At 69.3% G+C, this 16,794-nt stretch carries 13 protein-coding genes and 1 tRNA gene; 4 read left to right on the top strand and 10 right to left on the bottom strand.

Translation table 11 applies throughout. The features are described 5' to 3' along the window. Positions 1-351: 351 nt before the first annotated feature. Both OG266_RS25775 and OG266_RS25770 read right to left on the bottom strand, forming a co-directional pair. Positions 352-2,568: an MMPL family transporter gene (locus tag OG266_RS25775; protein WP_371548680.1), complete on the bottom strand. Its 2,217-nt coding sequence runs from the start codon at positions 2,566-2,568 to the stop codon at positions 352-354. Positions 2,569-2,715: 147 nt separating this feature from the next. Beyond that, complete coding sequence (locus OG266_RS25770; RefSeq protein ID WP_266460250.1) at positions 2,716-3,303, bottom strand: TetR/AcrR family transcriptional regulator; 588 nt, start codon at positions 3,301-3,303, stop codon at positions 2,716-2,718. Between the two features lie 198 nt (positions 3,304-3,501). On the opposite strand from OG266_RS25770, the gene OG266_RS25765 reads away from it, so the two are divergent. Continuing rightward, positions 3,502-6,798 (top strand): S41 family peptidase, encoded by a 3,297-nt coding sequence (locus OG266_RS25765; RefSeq protein WP_371548679.1) that lies wholly within the window; start codon positions 3,502-3,504, stop codon positions 6,796-6,798. 142 nt (positions 6,799-6,940) lie between these two features. Here OG266_RS25765 and OG266_RS25760 read toward each other — a convergent pair whose 3' ends face one another. The 4 genes from OG266_RS25760 to OG266_RS25745 all read right to left on the bottom strand — a co-directional run bounded on the left by OG266_RS25760 (position 6,941) and on the right by OG266_RS25745 (position 10,629). Further along, the gene (locus OG266_RS25760; RefSeq protein ID WP_371548678.1) at positions 6,941-7,162 is read right to left on the bottom strand and encodes a hypothetical protein; all 222 of its coding nucleotides are present in this window, start codon (positions 7,160-7,162) and stop codon (positions 6,941-6,943) included. 127 nt (positions 7,163-7,289) lie between these two features. Then, positions 7,290-8,174, bottom strand: a complete 885-nt coding sequence (locus tag OG266_RS25755; protein WP_371548677.1) for an SDR family oxidoreductase — start codon at positions 8,172-8,174, stop codon at positions 7,290-7,292. Continuing rightward, the gene (locus OG266_RS25750; protein WP_371548676.1) at positions 8,171-9,088 is read right to left on the bottom strand and encodes an alpha/beta fold hydrolase; all 918 of its coding nucleotides are present in this window, start codon (positions 9,086-9,088) and stop codon (positions 8,171-8,173) included. The genes OG266_RS25755 and OG266_RS25750 overlap by 4 nt, the downstream gene beginning before the upstream one ends. Then, the gene (locus OG266_RS25745; protein WP_371548675.1) at positions 9,085-10,629 is read right to left on the bottom strand and encodes a flavin-containing monooxygenase; all 1,545 of its coding nucleotides are present in this window, start codon (positions 10,627-10,629) and stop codon (positions 9,085-9,087) included. Before OG266_RS25745 ends, OG266_RS25750 begins: the two co-directional genes overlap by 4 nt. Positions 10,630-10,783: 154 nt before the next feature. Between OG266_RS25745 and OG266_RS25740 the strand changes: the two genes are divergently transcribed. Then, positions 10,784-11,413, top strand: a complete 630-nt coding sequence (locus OG266_RS25740) for a MerR family transcriptional regulator (RefSeq protein WP_371552952.1) — start codon at positions 10,784-10,786, stop codon at positions 11,411-11,413. A gap of 42 nt (positions 11,414-11,455) precedes the next feature. Here OG266_RS25740 and OG266_RS25735 read toward each other — a convergent pair whose 3' ends face one another. Then, the gene (locus OG266_RS25735) at positions 11,456-11,932 is read right to left on the bottom strand and encodes a DUF4231 domain-containing protein (RefSeq protein WP_371548674.1); all 477 of its coding nucleotides are present in this window, start codon (positions 11,930-11,932) and stop codon (positions 11,456-11,458) included. 522 nt (positions 11,933-12,454) lie between these two features. On the opposite strand from OG266_RS25735, the gene OG266_RS25730 reads away from it, so the two are divergent. Beyond that, positions 12,455-13,783, top strand: a complete 1,329-nt coding sequence (locus OG266_RS25730) for a recombinase family protein (protein WP_371548673.1) — start codon at positions 12,455-12,457, stop codon at positions 13,781-13,783. Positions 13,784-13,842: 59 nt separating this feature from the next. Here OG266_RS25730 and OG266_RS25725 read toward each other — a convergent pair whose 3' ends face one another. Next, the gene (locus OG266_RS25725) at positions 13,843-14,646 is read right to left on the bottom strand and encodes an exodeoxyribonuclease III (protein WP_266460228.1); all 804 of its coding nucleotides are present in this window, start codon (positions 14,644-14,646) and stop codon (positions 13,843-13,845) included. Between the two features lie 58 nt (positions 14,647-14,704). On the opposite strand from OG266_RS25725, the gene OG266_RS25720 reads away from it, so the two are divergent. Then, complete coding sequence (locus tag OG266_RS25720; protein ID WP_371548672.1) at positions 14,705-15,184, top strand: GNAT family N-acetyltransferase; 480 nt, start codon at positions 14,705-14,707, stop codon at positions 15,182-15,184. A 91-nt stretch (positions 15,185-15,275) separates the two neighbouring features. Here OG266_RS25720 and OG266_RS25715 read toward each other — a convergent pair. After that, a tRNA-Ala gene (locus OG266_RS25715) sits at positions 15,276-15,349 on the bottom strand. A gap of 95 nt (positions 15,350-15,444) precedes the next feature. Next, on the bottom strand, positions 15,445-16,791 hold the full coding sequence (gene glpR, locus OG266_RS25710) for a gephyrin-like molybdotransferase receptor GlpR (RefSeq protein ID WP_371548671.1): 1,347 nt from the start codon (positions 16,789-16,791) through the stop codon (positions 15,445-15,447). Positions 16,792-16,794: the final 3 nt, after the last annotated feature.

Here is a 16,794-nt window from a genome sequence, read left to right as displayed (position 1 = left end):
GGGCGTGGTCGGGGGAACCGCTGTGGGCTGCGGAGCCCCGGCGGGTATGCCTTCCCCAGCCGACGCGGGCGCAGGCGGTAACGGAGCGCCCGCCCCATCGCTCGCGGGGCTTCCGTTCGCACTTTCGTCGGTGCTGCCTGAAGGGTCCGGCATCTGTGTCCCTCACCAGTCCATGGCCCAAGTCTTCGTGCGCAGAAGGAGGTTATCGAGAATCTCGCGCGTTGACCGGAAACATCCGGACTGTCCGACTCCCTGAGCCATTCGTCTTCGCCAAGGAACCGGCCTGACAGGAGCAGTGACAAACAGGGCGCCCCACAGATACGTGGGGCGCCCTGTCGGTTCAGCCGAGGATCAGACCTGTACCAGCTCCCGGTCCTCGTCCTTGCCGCGCCGTTCCTCGTCCAGCTTGCGCAGCCCCTCGCCCTCGACGTCGACGTTCGGGAGGGCGCGGTCCAGCCACTTCGGCAGCCACCAGGCCTTCTTGCCGAGCAGGGAGAGCACCGCCGGGACGATCGCCATGCGGACCACGAACGCGTCGAAGAAGACGGCGATCGCGAGGCCGAAGCCGATCATCTTGATCATCGACTCGGTGGAGCCGATGAAGCCTCCGAAGACGGCCATCATGATGACGGCGGCGGCGGTCACGACGCGGGCGCCGTGGTTGAAGCCGGTGACGATCGCCTGGTTGGGCTTCTCGCCGTGGACGTACGCCTCGCGCATGCGGGTCACGAGGAAGACCTCGTAGTCCATGGCGAGTCCGAAGACGACGCCCACCATGAAGATCGGCATCATCGACATGATCGGGCCGGTCTCCTCGACGCCCAGCAGGCCGGCGAGCCAGCCCCACTGGAAGACCGCGACGACTGCGCCGAGCGCGGCCATCACCGAGAGCAGGAAGCCGAGGGCCGCCTTCAGCGGGACCAGGATCGAGCGGAAGACCACGATCAGGAGCAGGAAGGCCAGGCCGACGACCAGCGCCAGGTACGGGAGCAGCGCGTCGTTGAGCTTCTGCGAGAAGTCGATGTTCATCGCCGTGGTGCCGGTGACCAGCACCTCCGCGCCGGTGTCCGCCTTGATGTCGCCGGCCTCGCCGCGGATGGCGTGCACCAGGTCCTCGGTGGTGATCGAGGAGGGCTTGGAGTCCGGGATCACGGTGATCGTCGCGGTGTCCCCGGCCTCGTTGAGCGGCGAGGGAGTCACCGACACGACGTCGTCGAGACCCTTGATCCGGTCGGTCACCGTGGTGACGGCGGCGTCCGGGTCGTCGCTCGCCTTCACGTCCGCGACGATCATCAGCGGGCCGTTGAAACCGGGGCCGAAGCCGTCGGACAGCGTGTCGTACGCCCGGCGCTGGGTCGTGGACGTGGGCTGCGAACCGTCGTCGCCCAGGCCCAGTTCGAGCGAGGCCGCCGGGATCGCGGCGGCGCCGAGCGCGACGACACCGAAGAGCAGGACGGCCACCGGACGGCGTACGACGAAGCTCGCCCAGCGGGTGCCCATGTTGGGCTTGCCCTCCTTCTTGGCTGCCCGGCCCCCGCCGAGCAGCTTGCTCTTCTTGCCCGCGGGCTGGACCTTCTTGCCGGCGTAGCCGAGCATCGCCGGGATCAGGGTGAGGGCGATCAGTACCGCGATCACGACCGTGCCGGCCGCCGCGATACCCATCTTCGTCAGCACCGGGATGTTCACGACCGACAGCCCGACCAGCGCGATGACGACCGTCAGGCCCGCGAAGACCACCGCCGAGCCCGCCGTGCCGACGGCCCGTCCGGCCGCTTCCTCGCGTTCGCGGCCCTCGGCCAGTTCAGCTCGATAGCGCGAGACGATGAACAGCGCGTAGTCGATACCGACCGCAAGGCCGATCATCATCGCGAGCGTGGAGGTGGTGGTGCCGAGGTCGAGCGCCTTCGCCAGGGCTGTGATGGTCGAGATGCCGATGCCCACGCCGATCAGCGCGGTCAGTAGCGGCAGCCCGGCCGCGATCAGCGAGCCGAAGGTGATGACGAGGACGACCGCGGCGACCGCGATACCGATGATCTCGGTGGACCCGGTTTCGGGCGTCGCCTGGAGCGCGTCACCGCCGATCTCGACGGTCATCCCGCCGGCCTGCGCTTCCTTCGCCGCGTCCTCCAGGGCCTCCTTCGAGGAGTCCTTCAACTCCATGCCGGAGACCTTGTAGGAGACCTGCGCGTACGCGACCGTCCCGTCGTCGGAGATCGACTTGGCCTTGTACGGGTCGGTCACGGAGGTGACTTCGGAGCCGTCGCCGAGTGCCTCGACGGTCTTCTCGACGGTCGCCTTGTTGGCCGCGTCCGCCATCTTCTCGCCGCTGGGCGCCTTGAAGACGACGCGTGCGGTCGCTCCGTCGGCGCTCATGCCGGGGTTGCGCTGTTCCAGCAGGTCGAAGGCCTTCTGCGCCTCGGTGCCCGGTATCGAGAACGAACTGGTGCCCGCGGCGGGTGCGCTTGCCGCGCCGACGCCCGCGAGCGTCAGCAGCGCAACCCAGATCAGGGCGACGAAGTGCCGTCGCCTGAAGGCGAGTCGGCCGAGTTTATAGAGAAATGTAGCCACGAGGGCGTACTCCCGGTCAGGTCGTTGGATGGCAAGGGGCTGGTGCGATCACCCGCTGGGGAACGGGGGAGGGCAGGGGGGATCAGCCCGACGACGTGAGCGGTCGCGTCAGGTGCGATGGAAGGGATTTCGGGGAGGGCTGAGGGTTCAGGCGCAGAGGGCGGGAAGGACCACTGCGTCGACGTACGAGGTGAGGAAGTCCTGGGTCGGCGGCAGCTCGTCGATCATGGTGCGGGCCGCGAAACCACCGATCATCATGTGCATCACGTAGTCGATCGCGGGGTTGTCCGGACGGATCTCGCCCCGGTCGACGGCGCGTTGCAGCACGCGCCGCATCTCCGCCACCTCCGGCTCGATGAGCAACTCCCGGAAGGCGCGCAGGAGATCGGGGTTCGCGTGCATCGCCATGGCGAGACTCCGCATCAGCGCGGAGTTCTGCTCCATGTGGCAGTCGTCGTCACGGGTCACCATCGCGTGGAAGTCGCCCCGCAGGGAACCGGTGTCGACATCGGCGTGACCCCGCTTCTGGTGCCGCATCGCCCTGGCCACGAGCTCGGCCTTGCCACCCCACTGGCGGTAGAGGGTGGCCTTGCTCGACTTGGTGCGGGCGGCGACGGCGTCCATGGTCAGGGCGTCATAGCCGACTTCCCGGAGCAGATCGAGCACAGCCGTGTACAGCTCGGCCTCACGCTCGGGCGTGATCCGACTGCGTCGCACCGTTGCGGCTTCAGTCATCCCACTCACCTTCTCCTGCTCCGACGGCTTCATGCGTCATCTTCGTACATCGCCTTCGTACGTCTCTGAAGATACCCTGAGAGCGAGCGAAACGAAACCGTTTCGTACGTGTCCTGTGTCACGAGTCTTCGGCTCAACCCCGCAATCGACACCCACGCACAAGTTGCCGAGGCCCTCCCAGCGGAAAAGCATGGGTAGGTGAGCGACGAGTACGAGAACGCGACCCCCGGGGAACACGCCCCCGGATACCTGCGCTTCCCGCACCTCAGCGGCGACCGGCTGTGCTTCGCGGCCGAGGACGACCTGTGGGTGGCCCCCCTCGACGGCCCGGGCCGCGCCTGGCGCCTCACCGTCGACCGCACCAAGGTCGGCCACCCCCGCTTCTCCCCCGACGGCCGCCACATCGCGTACACGAGCTGGCGCAGCATCGCCCCGGAGATCCATCTCGCGCCGGTGGACGGCGGCCCCGGCAAACGGCTCACCTACTGGGGCAGCGCCGACACCCAGGTCTGCGGCTGGTCCCCCGACGGCGACATCCTCGCCGTCGCCTCGCACGGCCAGCCCTTCTCGTACTTCACCTGGGCCTACAGCGTCCCCACCAACGGCGACCCCGGCGGCAAGCTCCCCTGGGGCCCGGTCTCCGACATCGCGGTCGCCGACATCGGCGGCGAGCGCCAGACCCTGCTGCTCACCGGCACCCCGCCGCACGAACCGGCCGCCTGGAAGCGCTACCGCGGCGGCGCGACAGGACGGCTCTGGCTGCACGGCAGACGCCTCCTCGCCGACCTCGAAGGCCACCTCGACACCCCCATGTTCGTCGGCGGCCGGATCGCGTTCCTCTCCGACCACGAAGGCGTCGGGAACCTCTACTCGTGCGCGTACGACGGCTCCGACCTGCGCCGCCACACCGACCACGACGCGTACTACGCCCGGCACGCGTCGAGCGACGGCACCCGGGTCGTCTACCAGTGCGCGGGCGACCTGTGGATCGTCGACGACCTGTCCGTCAACTCGGTCCCGCGTCGTCTCGACGTCCGGCTCGGCGGTCCGCGCGCGGGACGCCGTACGTACCAGGTGCCGGCCGCCCAGCACGTCGACAGCATCTCCGTGGACGAGACGGGCCGGGCAAGCGCCGTCGTCGTACGCGGCAGCCTGTACTGGCTCACCCACCGCGACGGCCCCGCACGCACCATCGCGGACACCCCCGGCGTACGGGTCCGGCTCCCCGAGATGCTCGGCTCCGGCGGCCAGGTCGCCTACGTCACCGACGCGGACGGCGAGGACGCCGTCGAGATCGCCTACCTCCCGCGCGCGAGCGGCGAACGCGAACCGCGCCGCCTGGCCTCCGGCGAACTGGGCCGCGTACAGGAAATGGTCTCGGACCCGCAGGGCGAGCGCCTCGCGATCGCTTCGAACGACGGACGGCTGCTGGTCCTGGACGCGTCCGAGGAGTCTGGGGGCACCTCCCGGACGAAGTCTGGGGGAGGTGAGGTCATCGAACTCATCCGGTCCATCAACGGACCGGTGCGCGATCTCGTCTTCTCGCCGGACGGGGCCTGGCTGACCTGGGCGCATCCCGGGATCGGCCGCTCGCTGCGCCAGATCAAGATGGCGCGGATAAAGGACCGGTTGATCGTCGACGTCACGAACGGCCGCTTCGAGGACGAGAATCCGGTGTTCACCAGCGACGGCCGCTATCTGGCCTTCCTGTCCTGGCGCGGCTTCGACCCGGTGTACGACGTCCACACCGGGGACCTGTCCTTCCCGCTCGGCTGCCGGCCCTACCTGGTGCCCCTGTCGTCCGCGACGCCCTCGCCCTTCGCGCTGAACCCCGACGGGCGGCCGGTCGCCGGGGGCCTGGACCCGGTCGAGGACGAGACCGGCGACGGCAGCACGGTGACCGTCGAGGTCGAGGGCCTGGAGAGCCGGGTCACGCCGTTCCCGGTCACCGCCTCCAAGTACTCGGCGCTGTACCCGGTCTCGGGCGGCGGCCTCGTGTGGCTGCGCTGGCCGATCTCGGGCGCGCTCGGCGAGACCTTCGCCAACCCCGACGACACCTCCGGCCGACCCACCCTCGAGTACTTCAACATCGCCAAGGCGAAGAAGTCCGAACTCGTCGACCATCTTGACTGGTTCGCGGTGAGCGGCGACGGCAGCCGGCTTGTCGTGGTCGACGAGGGCGACCTGCGCGCGGTCCCCTCCACCGAGTCCGGCGACGGCGACTCCACCGTCTGGATCGACCTGCGCCGCATCCTGCACGAGGCGGACCCGCCCGCCGAGTGGCGCCAGGCCTACGAGGAGGCGGGCCGCATCATCCGCGCGTTCTACTGGGAGCCGCACATGTGCGGCATCGACTGGGACGCGGTGCTCGACCAGTACCGCCCGCTGGTCGAACGGGTCGCGTCCCCGGACGAGTTCGCGGATCTGCTCCGCGAGGTGCTGGGCGAACTGGGCACCTCGCACGCCTACGTCTCCGCGGCCCGCCGCAACGAGGGCCCGGCGCACTACCAGCGCTGGCAGGGCCTCCTCGGCGCCAACTTCGTCCGCCGGGACGGGAGTTGGATGCTCAAGCGGATCCTCCCCGGCGACTCCTCGGACTCCAAGGCCCGTTCACCGCTGGCCGGCACGGGCATCCGCGAGGGCGCGGTGCTCACGCACGTCGACGGACGGCCGGTGGACCCGGTCACAGGCCCGTATCCGCTGCTGGCGGGAGCGGGCGGTACGACGGTGGAGCTGACGTTCACACCGGCGGAGGGCGAGGGACGGTCACGCCGGGTCGCCGTGGTCCCGCTCATCGACGAGCGGCCGCTGCGCTACCAGGACTGGGTGGCCAAACGCCGGGACGTCGTACGGGAGTTGAGCGGCGGGCGCTGCGGCTATCTGCACATCCCCGACATGGGCGGCTCGGGCTGGGCCCAGTTCAACCGCGACCTGCGCCTTGAGGTGTCCCGGCCCGCGCTCATCGTGGACGTGCGCGGCAACGCGGGCGGCCACATCAGCGAACTCGTCGTCGAGAAGCTGACCCGCAGGATCCTGGGCTGGGACCTGACACGCAACGCCCAGCCGGTCTCGTACGCCTCCAATGCCCCGCGCGGTCCGGTGGTCGCCCTTGCCGATGAAGCGACCTCCTCCGACGGCGACATGATCACCGCGGCCTTCAAGCTGCTGAAGCTGGGCCCGGTCGTCGGCCAGCGCACCTGGGGCGGAGTCGTCGGCATGACCGGGCGACACCGCCTCGGCGACGGGACGGTGATCACGGTCCCGATGAACGCCGCCTGGTTCGACGCGTACGGCTGGTCCGTCGAGAACAAGGGCGTCACACCCGACCTGGAAATCCTCCGCACGCCCCTGGACTGGGCGGAGGGCCGCCACGCCCAACTGGACGACGCCGTGCAGCTGGCCCTGGACCTGCTGGGCACGCAACCGGCGGCGTCTCCGCCGGACTACTCGAACGTGCCGGATCGGACGAGGCCGAAGCTGCCGCCGCGGGGCTGAACGCGCGCGGCTGAACGCTCAACGCGGCTGAGCGCGCACGCTCAACGCGAGAGTGGGGCGCCCTCCTTCAAGAGGGCGCCCCACTCTTCGTACAGCTCGTGCCGCTCAACGACCAGACGGTCAGACGTCAGGTGTTCAGACGTCAGACGTCGTAGTCCTGGTCGAAGCGGTCCTGAGCCTCCTGCTGCATGCGGTCCGTGTCCTGCTGGCCACGCTCACGCTCCTGCTGGCCACGCTCACGGTCCTTGCGGCCGGGCTCACGCTGCTGCGAGGAACGCTCGCTCGCCTCGTCCTGGTTCTCGCCCATCTTCTTCTTGGCCTGCTGCTTCATCTCTTCGGCCTTGTCCTGGAACTGGTCCTTCATGCCCATGAGGTTTCACTCCCGTTTGTGGGTGAGGGGATCGGGGCTCGACCAGACTTACACGGGGGCACAAAGCACGCATTTCGATCAATAACTCACGGTGAGCTACGACCGAGACGCGACCGATAACTCAAGGTGAGGTGCCCTGTCGCTCCTGCTCGTCCGCCACTCCACCGGCCCCCACGAGCCCCGTACCCACACCCTTGAGCCGCGGCTCGAACCGCCGCATCTCCCGCTCCCCGACCGCCGCGATGATCCCGGGCAGATAACCGCGCACGCCCTGCATCCCCCGCAGCCACCACTGCGCGTACACATGGCTGGACCGCCGCTCGATCCCGGCGACGATACGGTCGACGGCAGGACCCAGCGGATACGTCTTGTTGGCCGGCCACGGCAGCCGCTGCCGCAGTTCGCGCATCACCTCGTCCTGGTCGGCCCCGCGCACCATGTCGGTGTCGGTCCAGGACAGGTAACCGACCCCGACCCGCACCCCCTTGTACCCGACCTCGGCACGCAGACTGTGCGCGTACGCCTCCACGCCCGACTTGGACGCGCAGTACGCGGTCATCATCGGGGCCGGCGTGATCGCGGCGAGCGAGGCGATCTGGAGCAGATACCCGCGGCTCTCCATGAGTACGGGCAGGAAGGCGCGGGCCGTCACCGCCGAGCCGATGAGGTTGACCTCGATCACGCGTCGCCAGGCCACGGGATCGGAGTCGAGGAACGGCCCGCCGCTCGCGACCCCGGCGTTGGCGACGACGATGTCCACCTTCCCGAACCGCTCCTTCACCTCCCCGGCGACCCGCGCCATCGCCTCGTGGTCGGTGACATCGGCGTACCAGTGACCGCTCTCGCCGTGCAGCCGCTCGGAGACCCGCTTGAGCTCGTCCGCCTCAAGACCGACGAGCGCGACCTTCGCGCCGCGCGCGGAGAGCTTGCGGGCGAGGAGTTCACCGACACCGCGCGCCGCTCCGGTGACGACCGCGACCTGCCCTTCGAGACTCACCCTGCTCATGCGCCCTCCTTGATCTGTACATACGTGGACGTCAGTTCGCGTATGCGCCCGGTGACCAGCTCGGGCGCCTCCACCGGCGTCATGTGCCCGAGCCCGGTCAGCTCGGTGAGCCCGACACAGTTCGGCAGCGCGGCGACCAGGGCACGCGCATGCACGGCCGGCGTCATCCGGTCCGCCGTACCCACCACCACAGCGGTCGGCACCGCCAACTCCCGTACCCCGTCGTCGAGATCGAGCAGATCGAGCACGACCGACCAGGCGTGCCGCACCCGCCGCGGACACGCGTGCACGATCCGCGCGCACGCGTCGACCATGCCCGGCGACGAACCGGGGCCCATGGTCGCGTACTTGAGGATCCTCCTGGCGAGCGGCGTGACCGGCCCGAGCGGCGCCCGCGAGCCGAGAACCGACTTGGTGATACGGGTCCGCAGCCGCCCGGCACGTATCGGCACCACCCGCGATTCGGCGACCAGCCTCGAACTGCCCGTGCTGCACAGCAGAACCGCCGCCGTGTGCTCCCGGAAACGCGGCCGCGCCGAGGCCGCCATCAACGTCATCCCGCCCATGGAGTGCCCCACGAGCACGGCCTTCTCACCCGGCGCGAGCGTGGCCGCGAGCACCGCCTCCAGGTCGTCGGCGAGCGCGTCCGTACCGCACGCGTCACTCGCGGGACTCCGCCCGTGCCCGCGCTGGTCGTACGCGATGACCCGGTGGTCGGCCGCGAGGTCCCGGATCTGCGCCGCCCAGAAGGCGGTCGAACAGGTCCAGCCGTGCGCGAGGACGACAGCGGGCATCCCCTCGGACCCGTGCACCTCGACGTGCAGCCGCGCCCCGTCGGCGGAGACGGCGGTCAGCTCGCGCGCGGGCACGGGCGGGGCGTAAGGCCCGTGCGACACATGCATCAGTCGGCTCATGCTCCGGCCTCCACCTTCTTGTCCGTCTTCTTCTTGTCCGTCTTGCTGTCCGCTGGGGACTCTTCTGCCACCGGGGGTCGCAGGACGTCGTACTCCGCCAACTCGATACGCCGAGTCGCCCGGCGGAACTCGGTCGTGGTCCCCGGCCAGACGGTCGTGTTGACCCCGTTGGCGTCGAGGTACCAGCTGTCGCAGCCGCCGGTGTTCCAGACCGTGCGCTTCATGCGCTCCTGGACCCCGCGGTTCCAGGCGTCCACGGCGCCGGGCCGGGCGTCGAGCGCGGCCCGCCCACCGAGTACGCCCAACTGCCGTACGAAGTCGGCCATGTAGTTCAGCTGGGACTCGATCATCAGGATCATGCTCGAGTTCCCGAGACCCGTGTTGGGCCCGATGATCGTCATCCAGTTGGGGAACCCGGCGGCGGAGGCGCCGCGCAGCGACTTCATGCCGTCCTTCCAGGACTCGGCGAGCGTCCGCCCGTCCGCGCCGACGACCCGGTCGGCGATCGGCATGTCGGTGACGTGGAAGCCGGTACCGAAGACGATCGCGTCGACCTCGGCCTCGCTGCCGTCGGCGGCGACGAGGGTGGACCCCCTGATCTCACTCAGGCCGCTGGCCACCACGTCCACATGGGGCTGGGCGAGCGCGGGATAGTACGTGTTGGAGAGCAGGATCCGCTTGCAGCCGATGCGGTAGTCCGGGGTCAACTTGGCCCGCAGCTCGGGGTCCTTGATGGCTCGGGCGATGTTCCGCTTGGCCAACTTCTCGATGAGCCCCAGCTCGTTGGGACGCTTGGTGAACGCCTGGACCTGCAACTCCCTGATCCCCCAAAGCAGTCCACGCCTGGCCTGCGCCGTGAACGGCAGCTGCCGGTGCAGCCACCGCTCGGCGCCGCTGATGGCACGGTCGACGCGCGGCATCACCCACGGCGGGGTCCGCTGGAAGAGCGTGAGGTGCGCGACCTCCGACTGGACGGCCGGCACGATCTGAATGGCCGAGGCCCCCGTACCGATCATGGCGACACGTTTGCCGCGCAGGTCGTAGTCGTGGTCCCAGCGGGCGGAGTGGAACACCTTCCCGGGGAAGGTGTCGATCCCGGCAATGTCCGGAATCTTGGGATCGGACAGCGGCCCAGTGGCCGAGACAACGACATCGGCGGTCAGGAAGCCGCTACTGGTCTCGATCCCCCACCGCAGCTTCTCCGCGTCCCAAGTCATCATCTTCACTTCGGAGTTGAACCGAAGATGCGACCGCAGCCGGAAGACGTCCGCCACATGCTCCAGATAGGCCCGGATGTGCTCCTGCCCGGAGAAGGTGCGCGGCCAGTCGGGATGGGGCGCGAACGAGAACGAGTACAGATGGGACGGTACGTCGCAGGCGCACCCGGGATAGCTGTTGTCCCGCCACGTGCCACCCACGCTGTCGGCCCGCTCGAGGACGACGAAGTCGGTGACCCCTTCACGCCGCAGCCGCACAGCGGCCCCCAGCCCGCCGAACCCGGACCCGACCACCGCGACTCGCACATGCTCGTGCTCGGTCATCCCGACGCCTCCCTAGCCGTACGACCATGCCAGTGAACACTGGCGCAATGGGGAGAGTAGAGCAGGTTCGTACTCATGGGTAGGGGTCGCGACAGCGAAAGTTACCGTCGGTACGTCGTAGGGTGCCGACGTGACGGAGAAGCACGAGTACCGGATGGCGGAGCTGGCCAAGGAGGCCGGCATCACCGTGCGCACCCTGCGCTTCTACCGCGAGCGCAAACTGATTCCGCCACCGCGCCGCGAGGGCCGCATCGCCTGGTACGACGACACCCACCTGGCCCGCCTGCGCACGATCTCGGCACTCCTGGAACGCGGCCACACCCTGAACGGCATCGCGGAACTGGCGGAGGCCTTCGACCACGGCCGCAACGTAGGTGAGCTGCTGGGCCTCGGCGAGCCCACCGAGGAGACCCCGGTCCGCCTCTCCCCCGAGGAACTCGCCGACGTCTTCGCCGGCCAGGCCACCCCGGAGAACCTCGCCGCCTCCCTCGACCTCGGCTACCTCGGCACCGACGGCGGCGAACTCGTCCACATCAGCCGCCGCCTCCTCGACGCCTCCGCCGCCCTGGTCCGCGAGGGCATCCCCCTCACGGAAGTCCTGGCAACAGCCCGCCGCGTACGCGACCACGCCGACGCCCTCGCCGACCTCTTCATCACCCTGGTCCTCACCGAAAACCGCACCCCGGAGGACCTCCAACGCCTACGCCCACTGGCGAAGAGCGTGGTGGAGGCGGAACTGTCGATGGCGTTGGACCGACGGCTCAGCCGTCGGCCGGGGGCTTGAGCAACCACCGCGGATCCGGCGCCGCACGGCCTGGCCGGGGAATCAGGTGTCCCGCTGGTCCGCATGGCGCTGATCGAGCCATCGGCGACTGATGTCGGCCCACACTTCTTGCGCTCTCTGGAAGAACGGGTCGACGTCCTCGACGCGTATGAGGTCGGGCGCCGTCCGTACGAGGAGGTAATCCAGTTCGTCTCTGATGCGGCGCAACCTGACCTCCGACTCCTCCATGAGGACCCACCGAGCCCTCCAGTTGAAGAAGGGTTCAACCGCATTGACAGCGACTCCGACGGCCCCCAGGGAAAAGGCCAGACTGGCCCAGAAGTTGAGGTCCTGCAGCCCCAGGATGACTGTCGAGGCAACGGAGAAGGCCAAGGACAGCAACTTGACCAGCGAGGCGGACCGCCGGAAACGCGCTCTGCGGCATTCGGACCACTCCATCCCGGCTGTGAGCTGACCCTGAACCCAGCGGGCCAACTCCACCGGCGGAAGCCCAGCCGGAGATTGCGGGTTCTCAGCCATCTCAGCGTCCTCACGTCGTCAACTCGCGCCTGGTCCGCTCCGATGCTCATCTTCCCCACGGCTCCGGCGGTCGACTCATCGCCGCCTTCGGCCTCGCTCTTGCTGCGACGTGGCTCTACGTCGGCCACCGCCATCTCCGCTATTGCGAACTTCTACGCGAGCGCGCCCGAAACCGGCTCCCCTGGTACGCCGAGACCCGTGCGGCATAGGACGAGAGAGGACCTGGGTCTCTTCCGCTCATCACATACGTACTGCCATCGCTCGCTACTTTCATGTGGGTCTTCCTCCTCGTCGAGGTGTGAGCCGAACTTCTGACTAGTTCACGATCACGGTCACAGCTGAGGCCCCACATCCAGGTTTTCACTAGATCGCTGACAGAACCCTGAACGTTCACACCATCGAGGTACTTTCCGGTCAACGGAAGACAGACACCAGTTCGCACTCCGAGAGTGAGACCGAATAGACCCCGGCGGCTGTCCTACCAGCCCCGGGGCACGGCCGACACTGTCGAGGAGTGCCAACATGCTCAAGCCTAGTTCCCTGCAGGCTCCACCGACTTCGCTTTCCGCCGGGCAACCGGGAGCGCTCGCGGCCCTGCGCCTGAGCTGCCTGACGAGTGTGACGACCTCGCCCGGCCGACAGCGCGCCGCCATCCAACTCTGCGCCGAGCAGCTCGGCTTCACGCTGATCGGCGAGGCATCGGACCTTGGCATCTCGGCCCGCAAGACGTCCCCGTTCGAGAGGCCGTCCCTGTCCTCGTGGCTACGTCACCCCCAGGAGTACAACGCCATCGTGTGGTCCCACGTGGACCGTGCCGTCCGATCCGTGGCACACATGGCCGAGTTGATCGCTTGGGGGCGGCAGCACGACAGGACACTCGTCTTCGGGATGACTGAGGCAGAGCACCCGCTCGAGGTAACCCCGCAGGCGGACAGCGCCACCATCCGACGGTGCATGGATCTGGCCTACGCCGCCGAGCAAGAGGCCCGCACCATTTCCAACCGGCTCACCGACAGCCACGAAGCCCTCCGTGCGGCCGGTCGTTACGGAGGCGGACTGGTCCCCTTCGGCTACCGAAAGGCGTCGCACCCTTCCGGCAGCGGCTGGTGTTTGACCCCTGATCCCGAAACCACACCTGTCGTCCGCATGATCGTGGAAGAAGTGCATGCGGGTCACTCCTTGCTCGCCATCGCGCGCAAACTCAACGAGACAGGTGTACTGGTGCCGCGCGACCGCCACGCCCAACTCCAAGGACGGCCACTGGGGGGCCGCCGTCACGGACGCGACTTCGAACACTTCCGCTGGACGTCCGGAACCCTGTCCAAGGTGCTGCGCAGCCCGTCACTGATGGGCCATCGCGTGCACCGGACACAGACCGTTCGCAACGTCGAGGGTGCGCCCGTGCTGATCGGTCCGCCGCTGCTCACCGAGGACGAGTTCAGCGCCCTGCAAGACGTCCTTCTGACACGTTCCAACGGCACTCGCAGCAAGCGCGGGACGGCCACCGCCCTGCTCACCAGGGTGGCGCACTGCGCAGGCTGCGGGGGACGCATGTACTTCGCCGCGCGGAAGGGGTATCCGTACGGCGACTACGCGTGTCGTGCCACCGCCCGAGGCGAGGTATGCCCCGCCCCCGCCGCCATGCGCTCCGACTGGCTCGAGGAATACGTGGTCAACCGCTACCTCCAGACACTCACCGCCGAAGCCGAGGTGACCCGGGAACACCTTCTCCTCAGCGCTGTCCGGGTCACCGTCAGCAAAGGCCGCCCAGGGGGCGGCCCCAGTCGACTGGCCGGGCCGGATACCTCGCGCCTGACCTTCACGATCGGGGAATGTCACACCGCGAGGTGAGGCAACTGAGGACTCGGCGGGGCTTGCCATGTCGACCGGGGCGGCGCGCCCCGCACCCGTCAGGTCTCAAAAACCACGGTCACGGGAGCGTGGTCCGACCACCGCTCCTCATGCCGGGCGGCCCGCTCCACAAACCCCTTGACCGCGCGCCCGGCGAGACCCGCCGTAGCGACAGCCAGGTCGATCCTCCACCCTGAATCGTTGTCGAAGGCCCGCCCCCGATACGACCACCACGAGTACGGCCCCTCCACGTCCGGATGCAGCCCCCGCACGACATCGACGTATCCGCCCTCGGCCGCGTCGAAGACCCGCCCCAGCCACTCCCGCTCCTCGGGCAGAAACCCGGAGTTCTTCTTGTTCGCCTTCCAGTTCTTGAGGTCGGCCTCCTGGTGGGCGATGTTCCAGTCGCCGCACACGACGACCTCGCGCCCGTCGGCGGCGGCCCGCTCCCGCAGCCCCTTCAGATAGGCGAGGAACTCCCCCATGAACCGGATCTTCTCGTCCTGCCGCTCGGTCCCGACCTCGCCCGACGGCAGATAGAGGCTGGCGACGGTGACACCGGGCAGATCGGCCTCGACGTACCGCCCGCTGGAGTCGAACTCCTCGGACCCGAACCCGACCTGCACACGGTCGGGCTCGCGCCGCGTGTACAGGGACACGCCCGCGCGCCCCTTGGCGGCGGCGGGCGCATGCACGACGTGCCAGCCGTCGGGCGCGCGGACCTCGTCCGGCAGCTGCTGCGGCTCGGCGCGCACCTCCTGGAGGCACAGCACATCCGCGGAGGTCTCCGCGAGCCACTCCACGAAACCCTTCTTCGCGGCGGCCCGGAGCCCGTTCACGTTCACAGAGGTAATAGTCAGCACCCAGGCACGATACTTAATGCCTACCACCCACCCCACGCATAGAAGTACGATGGTTCGCATGAATATCCGCCGGGTCCCCTTCGACCACCCCGACGCCGTCAAGCTCAACGACCAGGTACAGGCCGAATACGCCGAGCGCTACGGCGACGAGGGCGACGTCACACCCCTCGATGCCACGATGTTCGAGCCGCCGCTGGGCATGTACCTCATCGCGTACGACGAGCAGGACCGGCCGGTGGCCACGGGCGGCTGGCGCACCCAGGACGAGAACGACGAGGGCTACTCGGACGGCGACGCCGAACTCAAGCGCATGTACGTGGTCCCGCAGGCCCGCGGCCTAGGCCTCGCCCGCCGCATCCTGGCCGCACTGGAAGCGGACGCCCGCACGGCGGGACGCACCCGCATGGTCCTCGAGACGGGCACCGAGCAGCCGGAGGCGATCGCCCTGTACACATCGAGCGGCTACGAGCCCTGCACCAAGTTCGGCCACTACCGCGACTCACCCATGAGCCGCTGCTTCGCAAAGCCGCTGCACTGACAGGCCGACAGACAGAAATCCCGCCCAGTTCAATGAACTGGGCGGGATTTCAAGATCTGTTGACGATCTGACTCATCAACAGGTCGCAGTGTGGACCTGTGGGGATTTGAACCCCAGACCCCCTCGATGCGAACGAGGTGCGCTACCAGACTGCGCCACAGGCCCTTGCAACGAGAGAAACTCTAGCATCCCCATCAGGGTGCCCGGAAATCCGTTCCTGGCTGGTCAGCCAGTGGCCCCGAGGGCCCGTCACGGCACCGTCACTCGTTGGCCGCGCGCGGCCGGTCCCCGTCCTCGTACTGGTCGAACAACGGGGTGCGGCCACGCTCGCGGGCGCGACGGGCGGACGCGGCGCGACGGGCGTCGCTGCGACCGTCGCCGTCGGCGCAGTCCGCGGCGTCGGCATCCGCTTCGTCCTCGCACTGCTCCTCGGCGACGCGCTCCGCCTCCGGCGCGCTCGGCTCGACGGTGCTGGACCGCGCGGAACTCCACGCGTCCGGCGCCCCCAGGTCGACGCTGGACGTGGCCCGGGGCGCGACCGGCGCGGTCACATAGGTCGGCAGCGGAACCGGCACCGGGTCCCAGCTGTCACCCCGGCCGGGGCCCTGCTGGCGCTCGCGCTGCTGGTCGACCCACTCCGCGTGGTCGGTCTGCTCGACGAGCGCGCGGCGGTCGGCCGCGAGCGCGGAGAGACCGGGGTCGGTCGCCGGCTCCGGTCCCTCGTCCGGCTCGTCGGCCCCGGGGTCGACGGCCTGCCGCCGTCGCGGCTGCCGTTCCCGCAGCCGCTGTGCCGCGGCCTCGGCCCGGCGCCGGTCCATCGTGTAGGTGAAGCGGCGCCGTTCGTGGGTGCGCAGATACACGATGTACCCGCTCAGCATCACGGCCGGTACGCCGGGCGCCCACAGGAGCGCGAGCCCCCCGACGGCCGCCACGATCGCGCCGAGCGTGAAAGCGATGAAGAGCATCACCGTCGTACGCCGCCGGCGCGCGAGCACCTTCGAGCGCCGGGCGCGCGCCGCGGCCTCCGCCGAGGAAGCGCGCCGCGCCGCAGGCGTCTGCCGGGACGCGGACTTGGGCTCCGGCTCGGACTTGGGCCTGGCCGACTGCTTCGGTACGGGTCTGGGGGCGGTCTGCGCCGAGTGCGCCGTGCGCGCCGGTGCCTGCGCCGCGTGCGCCGGTGCCCCGTGCTGGGCGTCCGGTCTGCCCGCGCCCTGCGACGCCGAATCCGCCTTCGGCTGAGCCAGCGGCTGCCCCTGAACCCGCTCCCGCACCTGCGGTCGGGACCGGGCCTGCGCGTGCGCCTGCGGCCGCTGTTGGGTCGGCGCCTGCGACTGGGCCGGGGGCATGGCGAAGGCCCGGACGTCCACCGAGTCGGTGACGCCGGCCGGATCGGCGCTGGGCTCCCCCTCTTCGGTGGAGCGCGCCCGCAGGTCCTTGGCGTATCGGCGCTCCATGCCCGCCCGTCCGGACAGCAGCCGGATGGCGGTGCTGAAGCGTTCCGTCGGACGGGCTTCGTTCAGCTCGTCCTGCCTACGGAGCCACATCGGCACCAAGTAGGCGGCCCAGGCCCCGACGATGACTGCGTAGATGAGGCCGCTGCTGCTCACGCC

The sequence above is a fragment of the Streptomyces sp. NBC_00554 genome (assembly GCF_041431135.1).
Classification (GTDB): domain Bacteria; phylum Actinomycetota; class Actinomycetes; order Streptomycetales; family Streptomycetaceae; genus Streptomyces.
Note: the sequence above shows the minus strand (reverse complement) of the source record. Positions and strands in the feature narration are given on the sequence as shown.